Raw genomic sequence first — 14,608 nt, forward strand, 5'->3', positions numbered from 1 at the left:
GCTATCGCCTCACCATCGTCTGTCGCGGGTCCATCGCGTCGCGCAGGCCGTCACCGATGAAGTTGATGGTCAGCGCGATCAGGATGATCATGACACCCGGGATGTAGAACAGGTACCAGTGCTCGTTGAACGCGGAGGCTCCCGCCGCGTCGATGAGCAGGCCCAGTGACGTGTCGGGGCTCTGGATGCCGAGGCCGAGGAACGACAGGGTCGTCTCGGACAGGATCGCGAACGCGATCTGGAGCGTCACCGAGACGATGATGACGCTCATCGTGTTCGGGATGAGGTGCTTGACGATGATGTGCCAGTCGGAGCCGCCGGCCGAGCGGGCGGCCTCGATGAACTCCTTCTCGCGCAGGGACAGCACCTCGGCGCGGACGGCGCGGGCGATCGAGGTCCAGCCGAAGACGGCCAGGATGATCGCCATGTGGTACCAGCGGACGCTGGTGTCGATCGCGCCGGCGAGCGCGCCGGTGATGACCAGGAACGGGATCACGAACATGATGTCGAGGAAGCGCATGAGCACCGCGTCGACCCAGCCGCGGTAGAACCCGGCGATGGCGCCGTAGAGCGCGCCGATCACGGTCGAGCCGATGGCGACGACGAGCGCGACGTTCAGCGACTGCTTGGTCGCCTGCATCATGGCGCCGAGCATGTCGCGCCCGGCCTTGTCGGTGCCGAACGGGTGGTCCATGCTCGGGGCGGCCCACGAGGGGATCTCCGAGTGGATCTTGTAGTCCCACTTCCACAGGAAGGGGCCGACATAGGCGAACAGCACGATGAGCAGGAAGATGACCATGCTGATCACGGCGGCGCGGTGGCGGAAGAAGCGGCGGAACACCATCTCCCACTGGCCGCGTTCCTTGGTGGAGAGGGCCTCGGATTCGAGGCGGTCGGAGGCAGCTGTGTTACTCAAAGCGGATCCTCGGGTCGAGCACGCCGTACAGGATGTCGGAGATCAGGACGCCGATGAGGACCACGATGCCCGAGATGAGCACGTAGGCCATGACGGCGAAGGTGTCGCCGGCGTTGATGGCGTCGAGCGAGTAGACGCCGAGCCCCCGCCAGCCGAAGATGCGCTCGGTGACCATCGCGCCGCCCATGGCCGCGGACAGCGACAGGGGTGCGAAGGTGGCGACCGGGATGAGCGCGGTCCGCAGCGCGTGGCGGCGCATGACGGTCCCGTTCCGGACGCCCTTGGCGCGGGCGAGCCGGACGTAGTCGGAGTTCATGACCTCCAGCATGCTGGCGCGCTGGTAGCGGGAGATCGCCGCGTAGCCGCCGAGCATGAGCACCAGGGTGGGCACGATCAGGTAGGGCAGGGAGTCGACGAAGACCGCCCACCCGTTGCCTTGGAAGCCGGTGGTGCCGGACCCGTACGTCTGGAAGACCGTCGAGCCCAGGATCTTGTTCAGCTGGACCGCGCCCTCCTTGAACAGCTGGCCGAGCCAGAAGATGGGCATGGCCAGGAACAGGAAGCCGAGGAACGTCAGCGTGTAGTCGACTCGTGAATACTGCTTGACCGCGCTGACGACACCGGCGAGAATGGCGATGCCGATGGAGGCGATGGTCGCGAACAGGACGAGTCTGAGCGTGATCCAGAACCTGTCGGAGACCTCGTCGCCGATGGGCATGGCGGTGCCCTCGATGGACGGCCCCCATTCGCCCTGGATCAGGCCGATGTCGTCGTTGGTGTCACCGACGCCGGTGAGCCAGATCCAATAGCGCTCGGGGATGGACCGGTCGTAGTACCAGGTCGCCTCGAGGGCGTCGATGGTCGACTGGGGGACCGGCTCGCCGGTGGACTGCTCGATCTCGAAGACCCGGTCCTGGACGGGGTCGTTCGGGATGTCCACCAGGACAAAGCACAGGATGGTGGCCCCCAGGAGCACCGGGATCATCATCAGGACTCGCCGGATTATGAATACAACCATAATGCCTCGTTAACGGTTTCTCTGCTGTGGACCGGTTCGCCTGCCGACCGGTCCGGCCCCGCTGCTGCGGGGCCTCTCCTACGGCTCACTGGCCCCCCGTTCCGGGGCCTGGCCGGCGAGCCGCCTGGCACTGTGCGATCACTGTTCCCCCCGTTCCGCCGCTGCGCGCGCCGCCGCGGGGCGGGGTCCGTCCGATGGCCTGTCCGCTCTTCGGCCGGTTCCCCGTTCAGTGGTGCCACCGTAGAACGGCGGCCCGCCGGCGGTCTGCTCATTCATCGACGATCCCCCATTCAGCGATGTTGTACGCGGCGCGCTGCTGCGACGCCCAATTGTCGCGGACGTTGACCAACCTATCGGAGACCATGACCACGACCGGTGTGTCCACGATCGGCAGGACGTAGGCGTCCTCGATGACCCGCTGGACCGCGAGGTTGGCGCGGTCGGCGGCCTCCTCGTAGTCGAGGGTGCCGTTGATGTCGGCGATGAGCGCGTCGAGTTCGTCGTCCTCGAGCCCGCCGAAGTTCGAGCCGGAGTCGGAGGCCCAGTACTGGGAGGCGGAGCCGACGAAGAGCGGGTCGGAGCTCCAGCCGTAGCTGATCATGTCGAAGTCGGCCTCGGCGAGGACGCTGCCGAGGTCGGCGTCGGGGATGGCGCGCATCTCGACGTCGATGCCGAGGTCGGCGAGGGTCGCCTGGGTCAGCTCGCCGGTGATCTTGCGGTTCTCCTTGGACTCCGAGTAGCGGAAGTTCAGGGTGACCTGCTCGCCGCCGGGGGTGAGGAGGGAGCCGTCGGAGTCCCATTCGTACCCGGCCTCTTCGAGGTCGCCGCGGGCCATCTCGATGTCGCCGGAGCCCTGGCCGGTGGCGGAGAGGTAGTCGGCGTAGTACTCCGAGCCGTTGCGGAAGAGGTGGTTGTTCTTGCGCTCGATGTCGGACTGCACGAACGCGTAGGTGCGCTCGATGATGTTCTCGAGGTCGATGGCCGTCAGGACGGCCCTGCGCAGCGCCGGGTCGGAGAGGAACTCGTTGTGCGTGTTGAGGTCGATGTGCTCCCAGGAGGGCCCGCCTGCGACCGCGTAGGAGGTGCCGTCGGCGCCTTCGAGCTGGGTGATCGCCTCGGAGGTGACCGAGAAGGGGGAGGCGCCGTCGATCTCGCCGTTGCGCAGGGCGGTGACGATGTTGTCGAGGCCGTCGAAGACCCGGAAGGTGATCTTGTCGAGGGTGACCTCGGTGTCGCCGGCCCAGTCGTCGTTGCGGACGTAGATGACGTAGTCGCCCGGGACGGCCTGCTCGATCGTGAACGGGCCGGTCGACCAGGTCGGGACGGTCTCGGCGAAGTAGTCCTCGGCCGCGGCCATGGCCTTCGGGTCGTTCTGCCAGTCGAAGCCCTGGTCCTCGGCGATGTGGGAGGGCTGGGAGAGCACTTCCTCGTACTGCCACTCGGCGGAGTGGTAGTCCTCGCCGTAGGTCACGGTGACGGTGGAGCCCTCGCCGGTGATGGACTCGACCTGGGAGCCGCGGGTGGTGTTGGCGGGGTCGCAGCCGTCGCACAGGTCGGCGTTCCCGGAGGTGGCGTACCAGTGGTAGATGAAGTCGTCGACCGTGACGTCGGTGCCGTCGCCCCAGTTCGCGCCGGATTTGAGGGTGTACTCGACGGTGACGGGGTCCTCGCTGACGAGTTCGGGTTCGGCCGCGAAGAGGCCCTCGTTGACGATGAAGTCGCCGGCGGGGTCGAACTGGCCGGTGTAGGGCCACATGCCCACGAGGGCCACGCTCACGTACGCGTTGTTGCCTTCGGAGGTGTTCTGGTTCCAGGAGCCCCACGAGCCGTCGAGGGCCCAGGTGATCTCGCCGCCGTCGCCGCGCTCACCGGCGTTGCAGCCGGTGGGGTCGGTGAGGCAGTCGTCCAGGCCGGCGGCCGAGGCCTCGCCGCCCTGTCCGCAGCCGGCGAGTACCAGGGCGGTGCAGGCTGAGGCGGCGACGGCCGCCATGTGGTGTCGCTTCATGGTTCCTCTCGTGGGTGTGCGTCGCGGGACCGGGCGGTCGGGGGCGCCGGGTGGGCGGCGGGCCTCCGCGCGCGGGGCCGGTCGAGGTCGGGCCGCGACTGGTCGGGTCGGCGGCTGGGCCTCGCCCCCGGCCTTCGGGTCGGGTGACGCGAGGTACAGCCTTCCACGGGAATCGGGGGTTTCGAACGAACGAACCAGAGATGAGTTTCGTTCGTTATGTTCCCGTGACGTTCATTCCCGGAATGGCGGCGAAAGACGGAATTTTCACTGTCTGCCAGCGAAAACCCGGGAGGCCTCGGCCGGCGGGCCGCGGCCTTCCGCCGTGATTCGGCTCGGGGTCGCAACGCTGCGACCGGACACGTCGGGGTGGGAGCGGGGGTGGGGTCCGGGAGCGCGGTGGCGCTCGGCGACGGCCCGGTCGCACCCTGGAACCGGGCGCTGAACGCGGGAAGCGGCGGGACCCCGGGGGCCCCGCCGCTTCGCTCGGTGAGCTGCGCTTACCGAGCCCTTAGACGATCTTCCACTCGCGGATGTTCCACAGCGGGCCGGCCTGGCTGGCCGGGTTGGTGACCGGGCCCTCGAGGACGGCGGGGTTCGAGTAGAACACCTGCGGCTCATCGAACAGGGGCAGCGTGTAGGCGTCGGGCGTGACGATCGCGTCGACGTCGTTCGCGAACTGGGCGGCCTCGTCGATGTCGAAGGTCGAGCGGACCTTGGCGATGGCCTCGTCGGCGACCGGGTTGCTGTACTTGCCGTAGTTCGAGCCGGAGGTCGACTCGAAGTACTGGCTCGGCTGCACGGTGAACGCGGCGGAGCCGATCCAGCCGAAGATGATCAGGTCGAAGTCGGCCTCGGCGAGGACGTTGCCGAGCTCGCCGTCGGGGATGGCGACCATCTCGAGCTCGATGCCGATCTGCTCCAGGCTGGCCTGGGCCAGCTCGGCGGCGAGCTTGCGAACCGGGTTGGTGTCCGCGTAGCGCATGTTGAACTTGACTTCCTTGCCGTCCGGGGTCTTGAGGACGTCGCCGACCTCGTAACCCGCGGCGGTGAGGATGCCCTTGGCGGCCTCGACGTCGCCCGAGCCCTGGCCGGTCGGGCCCACGTGGTCGACCCAGTAGGGGCTGTCGGCCAGGAAGAAGTGGCTGAGCTTCTGCTTGACGCCGGTCTCGGGGTAGTTCTTGTCGCAGATGTCCTGCACGTTGATGGCGGTGAAGACCGCCTTGCGCAGCTCGACGTCCGAGAGGAACTCGTTCTGGGTGTTGGCGTCGAAGTGCTGCCACACCGCGCCCGCGTAGGTCTCGATCTGGAAGTCGGGGTTCTCCGCGATCTTGGCGTTCTCCTCCTCGGAGAACTCGCTCGGCCAGGCGCCGTCGATGGTGCCCTGGCGCATCTCGGTGACGATCGCCTCGGTGCCCTCGATGACCTTGAGGGTGAGCTTCTCGATGGTCGGCTTGACCGAGCCCTGGTAGTTCTCGTTGATCTCGTAGACCATGTACTCGCCGAGCTTGCTGTCGGTCGGCTTGTACGGGCCGGTGCCGACGGTCGGCGGGGTGGTCTCGAAGTACTGGATCGCGTCGCCCATGACCTCGGGGTCGGTCTGCCAGTCGGCGAAGCCGTTCGCCTCGGCGATGTGGCTGGGCAGGTAGACGGTGGACGAGAACAGCCACTCGGGGTCGGAGTAGCCCTCGACGTAGCTCACGAGGATCGAGCCGTCCTCGGCCTGCTCGATGGAGGCGATCTGCGAGCCCCAGTCGGTGGAGGCCGGGAGGGCCTTCTCCTGGTTGGCGTGGTCGGCGTTGCCGGACACCGAGTACCACTGGAAGATGAAGTCCTCCAGGCGGACGGGCTCGCCGTCGGACCACTGGGCGTTCTCGTTGAGGACGTACTTGATCTGCATCGGGGCTTCCGAGACCAGCTCGGGGGCGGCGGCGAAGATCGCGTCGTCGTAGTGGTACTCGCCGTCGGGGGCGAACTCGCCGCCGGTCTGGCCCCACGGGGTCATCGGCGTCATCGCCTGGTGCCCGTAGGAGTTGTTGCCCGACTGGGTGTTCTCGTTCCAGGAAGACCAACCAGAGGAGATCGCCCAGATGATCTCCTTCTTGCCGGAGCCGGAGCCTTCGCCGTCGTTGCCGCCGCAGGCGGCGAGGGTCAGGGCGGCGGAACCGCCGATGGTCAGGCCGCCGAGAGCTCTACGAGTCAGAGCCATGAGTCGTTCTCCTCCAGATATCGATGCCGAGGGGCCTCCGCGCGGGCGCGATGGGCGCCGATGCCTCGCGACCCGACTGACGGGCGTGGGGAAGGCGTTGCAGCCCTCGGCGGTGTTGTGACAAACACTGGCACAGACGTGAGGCGATTGACATGGCCGAGTCACCAACTGGGGTTTATTCGTGATGTATTCGTGACTTTGCGCCTTGCGGCATGTGGTCTGAATGGACCGTGGGGCCGATGCGGCATCGGCCCCACGGGGGAATTCACTGAATTATCGGGACGGAAGGTGGCGTATCGACCGCCGCCGCAAGGCGGATTCCCGCCCGCTCGGAGGGGCGCCGCCTACGGCTTGTCCCACTCGCGGATGTTCCACAGCGAGGCGGCCTGGCTGTTGGGGTTCACGGCCGGGCCCGTCACCAGTTCCGCGTTCCAGATGATGGACAGCGGGCTGGAGTACAGCGGGAGGGTGTACGCCTGGGCGACGGCCTGCTCGGAGATCTGGTTGGCGTAGTCGGCCGCCTCGTCCAGGTCGAACGTGGAGGTGATCTGCGGGAGCAGCCCCTCGATGACGTCGTCCTCGAAGCCGCCGTAGTTCGACGAGGAGTCCTTGAAGAAGAACTGGCTCGGGGACGAGGTGAACTCCGGGCTGCCGACCCAGGAGAAGACGATCATGTCGAAGTCGCCGCTGTCGAGCGTCCCCGCGAAGTCCTCGTCGCCGAAGCCCTTGAGCTCCAGGTCGATGCCGAGCTCCACCAGCTGGGCCTGGATGACCTCGCCGGTGAGCTTGCGGATCTCGTTGGAGGTGGCGAACCGGAAGTTGAAGACGACCAGCTCGCCGTCCTTCTCCAGCTTGCCCTCGCCGTTCCAGGTGTAGCCCGCCTCGGTGAGGATGGCCTTCGCGGCGTCGATGTCGCCCTTGCCGTAGTTGGCCGGGGTCAGGTAGTCCTGGTAGTAGGAGCTGTCCTCGGTGAAGAAGTGGTTGCCCAGCCACGGCACCTCGGTGCCGGGGAAGGCCCGCTCCTTGATCTCCTCGACGTTGATGGTCGTGAAGACCGCCTGGCGCAGGGCCGCGTCCTTGAGGAACGCGTTGCCGACGTTGAAGTCGAGGTGCGACCAGGTCGCCCCGGCGTAGGTCTCGTACTTCCACGCCTCGGGGTTCTCGTCGAGCTCCTGGAGGACCTCGAGGCTGAAGTCGTTCGGCCAGCACCCGGCGATGGTGCCCTGGCGCAGCTCGGTGACCTCGGCCTCGATGCCGGTGACGGGCTTCATCGTGAGCTTGGTGAACTTGGCCTTCTTGGAGCCCTGGTACTTCTCGTTGGGCTCGTAGACGATGTACTCGCCGAGCTTGTTGTCGACCGGCTTGTACGGGCCGGTGACGACCGTCCACAGGTTCTCGTTGAACCACTTGATGGCCTGGCCCATGACCTCGGGGTCGGACGCCCAGTTCTCGTAGCCGTTCTCCTCGGCGTAGTGGCTGGGCAGGTAGACGCCGCCGGTGAAGGGCCACTCGGGGCTGGTCCGGCCCTCGATGAACGTGATGACGACCGTGTTGCCCTCGCCCGCCTCGATCTTCTCGATCGTCTCGCCCCAGGCGGTGCCCGCCGGCATGGCCAGCTCCTGGTTGGCGTGGTCGTCCCGGCCCGAGACGCTGTACCAGTGGAAGACGAAGTCCTCGACGCGGACGGGCTTGCCGTCGGACCACTGGGCGCCCTCTTTGAGCGTCAGCTGGATCTGCATCGGCGCCTCGCCGATGAGCTGCGGCTCGCCCTCGAAGATCGCGTCGTCGTAGACGACGTTGCCCTCGGGGTCGAAGTCGTAGCCGACCTGGCCGAGCGGGATCATCGGCGTCATGGCGATGTGCCCGGCGGAGTTGTTGCCGGTGCTGGTGTTCTCGTTCCAGGACTCCCAGGGGTAGGAGACCGCCCACACGAGTTCGCCGCTGGCCTCGCCGCCGCCTTCTTCGTCGCCGCCGCAGGCGGCCAGCATGAGGGCGGACGACCCGCCGATGGTCAGGCCGCCGAGTGCTCTACGAGTCAGAGCCATTGCTGTGTCTCCTCCATAGGGTCCGGCCGAGGGCGGGCCGCCCGTTTGCTGGCCGCGGGGGGCTCGTCGCCGCACCGGGGTCGCAGAGGGGCTGGGAAGCCGCCTCGGCAGTGCTGGGTCAAACGTTTCCACGTCGCAGTGGGTTGCGGAACGGCTCGGTACGAAACTGGCGAATCATTGTTACCCGACCGATACGCAACAGCGGGGGCGGCCCGTCGGCCGCCCCCGGTTGGCTCCCGATGCTACGCGGGTTTCCACTCCCGCACGTTCCACAGCGGGCCGGCCTGGCTGTTGCCGTTGACCGTGATCCCGGCGAGCAGGTTGCCGTTGTAGATCGTCGACTGCGGCTCGTCGAACAGCGGCAGGGTGAACGCCGCGGGCATGACCATGGCGTCGACGTCGTTGGCGAACTGCGCCGACTCGGCGATGTCCGTGGTCGAGCGGACCTTCGCGATGGCCTCGTCGAGCCCGTCGAGCGTGTAGCTGCCGAAGTTCGAGGACGACTCCGAGCCGAAGTACTGCTGCGGCGCGGTGGTGAACGCGGGCGTGCCCGACCAGCCGAAGATGACCAGGTCGAAGTCGGCCTCGGCGAGCACGGTGCCCAGCTCGCCGTCGGGGATCGCCGTGAGCTTCACGTCGATGCCGATCTCGGCCAGGTAGGACTGGACGAGCTCGCCGGCCAGGGTGCGGGTCGCGTCGCCCTCGCCGTAGCGGAGGGTCAGCGTCACCGGCTCCCCGTCGGGCGTGGTGAGCGTGTCGCCGGTCGTGTACCCGGCGCCCTCCAGGAGCGCGTTGGCCGCGTCGGCGTCGCCGGTGCCCTGCTCCGGGTCGGTCTGGCCGAGGGTGTCCGTGAAGAACTCGGACCCGGTGTTGAAGAAGTGGTTGCGGCGCGCCTCGACCTCGGTGTCCGGGTAGGCCTTGGCGATGACGTCCGCGTTGTCGATCGCGGTGAACACGGCCTGGCGCAGGACCTGGTCGGCGAGGAACTCGTTGTTGGTGTTGGTGTCGATGTGGAGCCAGATCGAGCCCTCGTACACCTCGGTCGTGATGGCGTCGTCGCCCTCGACCTTGTCGAGCTCCTCCTGGCTGAACTCGGAGGGCCAGGCGCCGTCGATGGAGCCCTGGCGCAGCTCGGTGACGATCGCCTCGGTGCCCTCGACGACCTTGAGGGTGAGCTTCTCGAGGCCGGGCTCGGTCGAGCCCTGGTAGTTCTCGTTGGGCTCGTAGACGACGTAGTCGCCGAGCACGGCGTCGACGGGCGTGTACGGCCCGGTGGACCAGGTGGGCGCGTTCTGGGCGAACCAGGTGGCGCTCTCGCCCATGACGGCCGGGTCGGTCTTCCAGTCGGCGAAGCCGTTGTCGGCGGCGATGTGGGCCGGGTACATCGGCGAGGAGAAGAACTCCCACTCGGGGTCGAGGTAGCCGTCCACGTAGGTCATGGTGACGACGTCGTCGGCGGTGGCCTCGATGGAGGCGACGTTGGCGCCCCAGTCGGTGGAGGCGGGGGTGCAGGCGTCCTGGTCGCACCGCTCGGCGTCGCCCGACATCTGGTACCAGACGTAGGTGAAGTCGTCGACGCCGAAGGCCTCGCCGTCGGACCACTGGGCGTTGTCGTTGAGCGTGTACTCGACGGTCATCGGCGACTCGCCGGTGAGCTCGGGGGCCTTGGCGAGGAGGGCGTCGTTGTAGACCCACTTGCCGTCCGGGTCGAAGTCCCCGAGGGTGGTGGCGCCGGGCGTGAGCACCTGGTGCAGGTACGAGTTGTTGCCGTCGGCGGTGTTCTCGTTCCACGACTCCCAGCCCGAGCTGATCGCCCAGGTGACGTCGCCGTCGCCGCCGCCCGAGTCGCCGCCTCCGCCGCAGGCGCCGAGCGCCGCCGCGGCCAGCGCGGCAGTCCCGGCGAGGGCGCACGCCCTCGCTTGTCCAGGTCGCATATGACCACTCCCCCCGTGTAGGCATCCCGTCGGACCGCGTTGCGGCGGACCCGCGACTGGAACATCGTTACACCTGGAACGGTCGATTCAAGGCAGATTCGGACAAACAGCGGGACGGACCGGGTCCGTCCCGCTGCGCGGGCCGCCTTTCCGCCGGGGCCCGGCGCCGCGGTCTCCGGCCGGCCCTCGGCCCGGAGGCCCCGTTCGGCCGTGGCCACGGGCCTCTCTGGTCAGCTCTCGGCCCGGAGGCCCCATTCGGCGATGTTGTAGAGGGCGCGCTGCTGGGAGGCCCAGTTGTCGCGGACGTTGACGAGGTCCTCGCCGATCATGACGGCCACCGGGGTGTCCACGGTGGGCAGCACGTAGGCGTCGTCGACGACGCGGGCGACGGCCTCGTTGGCGATCTCGGCGGCCTTCTCGGGGTCGCTCTCGGAGCCGAGCTCGGCGAGCAGGGCGTCGAGCTCGGGGTCCTCGTTCTGGCCGAAGTTCGTGGACGAGCCCGAGTCCCACCACTGGGTCGCGCTGGAGACGAACACCGGCTGGGAGGTCCAGCCGTAGTTGATGATGTCGAAGTCGGACCCGGCGAGCGTGGGCCCCAGGTCGGTGACGGGGAACGGCTTGAGCTCGACCTCGATGCCGAGGCCGTCGAGGTTGAACGCGATGAGGTCGGCCATGGTCTGCCGGTCGTTGCTGCCGTCGGCGTACCGGTAGTCGAGCGCGACCTTCTCGCCTTCGGGGCTGCGGAGGGTCCCGTCGCCGTCCCACTCGTAGCCGGCCGCCTCGAGCGTGCTGCGGGCCAGCTCGGTGTCGCCGGCGCCCTGGCCGGTCGTGGTCAGGTGGTCCTCGAAGTCGGCGTCGTCGTTGCGGAAGAGGTGGTTGAGCTTGCGCGCGGCGTCGGACTGGACGTTGGCGTAGGTGCGCGCGATGAGCTCCTCGACGTCGATGGCCTGGAACACGGCGGTCCGCAGGGACTTGTCGGCGAGGAACTCGTTCTTGGTGTTGAGGTCGATGTGGCCCCAGCCGGGTCCGGGCGCGATGTGGAAGGCGATCGACCGCTCGCCGGCGAGCTGGGCGACGTTCTCCGCGCTGACGGCGCTGGGGCTGGCGCCGTCGACGGTGCCCTGCCGCAGTTCGGTGATGATCGAGTCGACCGAGTCGAAGGACCGGATGGTGACCTTGTCGAGGGTGACCTCGGTGGTGCCGCTCCAGTCGCCGTTGGGCTCGTAGACGACGTAGTCGCCGGTGTCGGCGGCGGTGACCTTGAACGGGCCGGTGGACCAGGTGGGGACGGTCTTGGAGAAGTGGGTCTCGGCCGCGGCCATGGCCGCGGGGTCGTTCCTCCAGTCGAAGCCGGCCGCTTCGGCGATGTGCGCCGGGTTGGACAGGACCGGCTCGTACTTCCATTCGGAGGAGGAGTAGCCGTCCTCGTAGGTGACGACGATCTTGTCGGCGCCGGAGCCCTCCTCGATGGAGGCGACCTGGGCGGCGGTGGCGGCCGCGGGGGTGCAGCCCTGGCAGAGCGCCTCGCTGCCGGAGCGGGCGTACCAGTTGTAGACGAAGTCGTCGACGTCGATCGCGGTGCCGTCGCCCCAGTTGGCGCCGGGTTCGAGGGTGTACTCGACCTGCATGGGGCTCTCGTTGACGAGCCGGGGCTCCTCGGCGAAGACGCCGCGGTTGAGCATGAACTCGCCGTTCTGGTCGAACTGGCCGACCGCGGGCCAGTAGGGGGCGGTGACCTGGAGCGTGTACGTGGTGTACTCGGCGCTGGTGTTCGGGTTCCAGCCGGTCCAGGAGCCGTCCATGCCCCAGGTGATCTCGCCGCCGTCGGCACGTTCGCCGGAGTTGCAGGCGACCGGGTCGGTCGTGCACTCCTGGAAGCCGGGGCTGCCCGGCTCGTCGCCCGTCCCGCAGGCGGTGGTCCCGCCGGCGACCATGACCAGGGCCGCGCCCACGCCGATCGCGGCGGCCGCCGGTCGTCTGCCTTGCAACATCGTTCTCCTCATGATTCGCGCGGTGCAAACGTTTCGCGAGGCTCGGCGCGAAGGGTTCGCGGAGCGCTGCGCGAAATGATTCGCATGGCTCTGAGCGAATATGAGCATGTGATGCCAACACGCCCGAACTGTCCTCATTGACCGTCCACAGGGCACGGATGTGGCATATGGGGCGGATGTTCCCGCTGGTAGCGGGTGGATTGCGGATGTTCCGTAAGGGAAGTATGCGATTCCGGGCGTTCGCCGACATTCTCGACGTTCACCTCGGTGTTCGAAATTCGTGATCGAATCGATATGAAAACGGAGGAAAGGCGCCCTAGAGGCCCGGTCCCCGCCGCCGGTTCACTCCCCCAGCTCGTGCGGGAGCGGGCGGGCGTGGACGAGGGTGAGGCCCGAGACGGCGCGGGTGAGGGCGACGTACAGGTGGCGCAGGCCGACCCGGTCGACCGCGGCGCCGCCGCCGGACGTGCCGTCGGCCGCGGTGGCAGGGGCCTCGACGATCTCGGCGGGCTCGACGACCACCACGTGGTCGAACTCGAGGCCCTTGGCGAGGCTCGCGGCGACCACCTCGACGCGGTCGGTCCCCTCGAAGCGCTCGCGCAGCGCGTCGGCGCGGCCGTCGGCGGCGATGACGCCCACCAGGCCCTCCTCGGCGAGGGCCCGGTCGACCGCCGCGGCGGTGCCCGCGGCGAGGTCGGCGGCCTCGACCCGGTCGAGGGAGCCGTCGGAGCGGAGGGAGCGGGCGGGGGCGACGTCGACGCCGAGATGGGGCAGGAGCCGGTTGGCGAGCCCGATGATGACCGCCGGGACGCGGAAGCCGGTGGTCAGCTCGGTGTACTCGACAGAACCGTTTTCAAGAGCGGTGCCGCCTTCGAGGGGGGTCCTCCCGGTCGAGGTGTCCTTCCCGAGGTGGCGCATCTGGTCGGTCCAGGAGGCGGCGGCCCACGGGGTGGTGCCCTGGGCGAGGTCGCCGAGGACGGTCACCGAGCCCTTGCCGGAGCGGCGGGCGATGGCGCGGCACTGCATCGGGGAGAGGTCCTGGGCCTCGTCGATGACGATGTGGCCGAAGGAGGCCGAGGGGTCGCGCAGTTTCAGGTGGGACTCGACCTCGTCGGTGATGAGCAGGTCGGCGGCGGTGGGCTTCGCGGGCTTCCCGGTCAGCAGCGCGGCCTCGTCCTCCGACAGGATGCCCCTGGTGGCGTCGGCGCGGAAGGCCGCGTCGCTGTAGAGCTTCTTCATGACGGTCTTGGCGTTGAGCTTGGGCCACACGCGGTCGAGGAAGCCACGGACGGCCGGGGTGCGCTTGATCGCGGTGGCCCACTTGTTGTCCGGGGAGTGCCCCGAGCGGATCTCGGCCTGGCGGCGGACGCCTTGGACGATGGCGTCCTCGACCGCTTTGCGACCGGCCGTGTAGGTGCGGGTGTGCTTGCGGGCGTTGGCGACCGCGTCGTCGAGGTAGGCGAGGCCGAGCCGCCAGCGCCAGCCGCCGTCGGCGATGAGCAGCCCTTCCTCGGCGGTGACGCCCGCCGCGGCAGCCGTGCCGACGTGGCCCCAGACGGCCCGCTCGCAGACGTCGGCGATGCGGGCGTCGTGCTTGAGCAGGGCGGCCTCGTGGGAGTCGGCGGCGGTGGCGGTGTGGGCGCCGGTGAGCTGGTGGACGGTGACCTGCCAGACGGAGGTCTCGCCGAGGGTGGGGAGGACGTTGGCGATGTAGTTGAGGAAGCCCTCGTTGGGGCCGACGACGAGGACGCCGGACTTGTCGAGCTTCTCGGTGTAGTTGTAGAGGAGCCAGGCGGCCCGGTGGAGGCCGACGGCGGTCTTGCCGGTGCCGGGGGCGCCCTGCACGCAGAGGTTGGCGGCGGCACCGCGGCGGATGAGCTCGTCCTGCTCGGGCTGGATGGTGGCGGCGATGTCGCGCATGGGCCCGGTGCGGGGGCGCTCGATCTCGGCGGTGAGGATGTCGGAGCCGAAGTCCTCGCCGGCGAGGAGGTCCTCGTCCTCGAAGCCGGTGATGCGGGCGCCCTGGAAGCCGAAGCGGCGGCGCCTGGCGACGTCGCGCCGGTCGTGCGGGGAGGCCCGGTAGTACTGCTCGGAGAGCGGTGCGCGCCAGTCGAGGACGAGGGGATCGCCCCGCTCGTCGCGGATGTGGCGGCGGCCGATGTGGAAGTCCTCGCCGTCGTCCATCCAGATGCGGCCGAAGAACAGGGCGATGTCGCGGTCGGTGAGGTCGGCCAGGCGCGGCACGGTGTAGTTGGCCATGACCCAGCCGAAGTGCTGGTCGATGCCGACGTCGCCGATGCCGAGGTTCCTGCCCGACTCGTCGAGCTCCCCGGCGTAGGTGCGGTGGATGGCGAGCGTGGTCTCGCGCATGGCGGCCATGTGGCGGCGGGCCCGCTCGTGGTGGTCCTTCTCGGCTTGGAGTTCGGCTTCGGCGGTGCTGTCGGCGGGCACAGTGCTCTCCCGGTGGATCGGTGCAGGAAGCGGGCGAGCCGT

8 protein-coding genes are annotated in these 14,608 nt (G+C 68.7%); all 8 read right to left on the reverse strand.

What is annotated here, in order from left to right; all coding sequences use genetic code 11:
- Position 1: 1 nt before the first annotated feature.
- On the reverse strand, positions 2–916 hold the full coding sequence (locus LO763_RS18565) for an ABC transporter permease (protein ID WP_230787060.1): 915 nt from the start codon (positions 914–916) through the stop codon (positions 2–4).
- The gene (locus LO763_RS18570; protein ID WP_230787064.1) at positions 909–1,904 is read right to left on the reverse strand and encodes an ABC transporter permease; all 996 of its coding nucleotides are present in this window, start codon (positions 1,902–1,904) and stop codon (positions 909–911) included. The genes LO763_RS18565 and LO763_RS18570 overlap by 8 nt, the downstream gene beginning before the upstream one ends.
- A 298-nt stretch (positions 1,905–2,202) precedes the next feature.
- Entirely contained in the window at positions 2,203–3,939 is a 1,737-nt protein-coding gene (locus tag LO763_RS18575) for an ABC transporter family substrate-binding protein (RefSeq protein ID WP_230787067.1), read from the reverse strand.
- 508 nt (positions 3,940–4,447) lie between these two features.
- Positions 4,448–6,145 (reverse strand): ABC transporter family substrate-binding protein, encoded by a 1,698-nt coding sequence (locus tag LO763_RS18580; protein WP_230787069.1) that lies wholly within the window; start codon positions 6,143–6,145, stop codon positions 4,448–4,450.
- 344 nt (positions 6,146–6,489) lie between these two features.
- Positions 6,490–8,190: an ABC transporter substrate-binding protein gene (locus tag LO763_RS18585; RefSeq protein ID WP_230787072.1), complete on the reverse strand. Its 1,701-nt coding sequence runs from the start codon at positions 8,188–8,190 to the stop codon at positions 6,490–6,492.
- A gap of 242 nt (positions 8,191–8,432) precedes the next feature.
- On the reverse strand, positions 8,433–10,124 hold the full coding sequence (locus tag LO763_RS18590) for an ABC transporter family substrate-binding protein (RefSeq protein WP_230787074.1): 1,692 nt from the start codon (positions 10,122–10,124) through the stop codon (positions 8,433–8,435).
- A gap of 230 nt (positions 10,125–10,354) precedes the next feature.
- Positions 10,355–12,115 (reverse strand): ABC transporter family substrate-binding protein, encoded by a 1,761-nt coding sequence (locus LO763_RS18595; protein WP_230787076.1) that lies wholly within the window; start codon positions 12,113–12,115, stop codon positions 10,355–10,357.
- 342 nt (positions 12,116–12,457) lie between these two features.
- Positions 12,458–14,566, reverse strand: coding sequence for a HelD family protein (locus LO763_RS18600; RefSeq protein ID WP_230787090.1), 2,109 nt, complete (start codon positions 14,564–14,566; stop codon positions 12,458–12,460).
- Between the last annotated feature and the right edge of the window lie 42 nt (positions 14,567–14,608).

The organism is Glycomyces amatae, from assembly GCF_020991375.1.
Lineage (GTDB): Bacteria > Actinomycetota > Actinomycetes > Mycobacteriales > Micromonosporaceae > Glycomyces > Glycomyces amatae.

Excerpts from the sequence above, each read along its gene's own strand:
- LO763_RS18570 (WP_230787064.1), bottom strand. The coding sequence starts at position 1,904 with ATGATGATCCCGGTGCTCCTGGGGGCCACCATCCTGTGCTTTGTCCTG.
- LO763_RS18575 (WP_230787067.1), bottom strand. The coding sequence starts at position 3,939 with ATGAAGCGACACCACATGGCGGCCGTCGCCGCCTCAGCCTGCACCGCC.
- LO763_RS18580 (WP_230787069.1), bottom strand. The coding sequence starts at position 6,145 with ATGGCTCTGACTCGTAGAGCTCTCGGCGGCCTGACCATCGGCGGTTCC.
- LO763_RS18585 (WP_230787072.1), bottom strand. The coding sequence starts at position 8,190 with ATGGCTCTGACTCGTAGAGCACTCGGCGGCCTGACCATCGGCGGGTCG.
- LO763_RS18590 (WP_230787074.1), bottom strand. The coding sequence starts at position 10,124 with ATGCGACCTGGACAAGCGAGGGCGTGCGCCCTCGCCGGGACTGCCGCG.
- LO763_RS18595 (WP_230787076.1), bottom strand. The coding sequence starts at position 12,115 with ATGTTGCAAGGCAGACGACCGGCGGCCGCCGCGATCGGCGTGGGCGCG.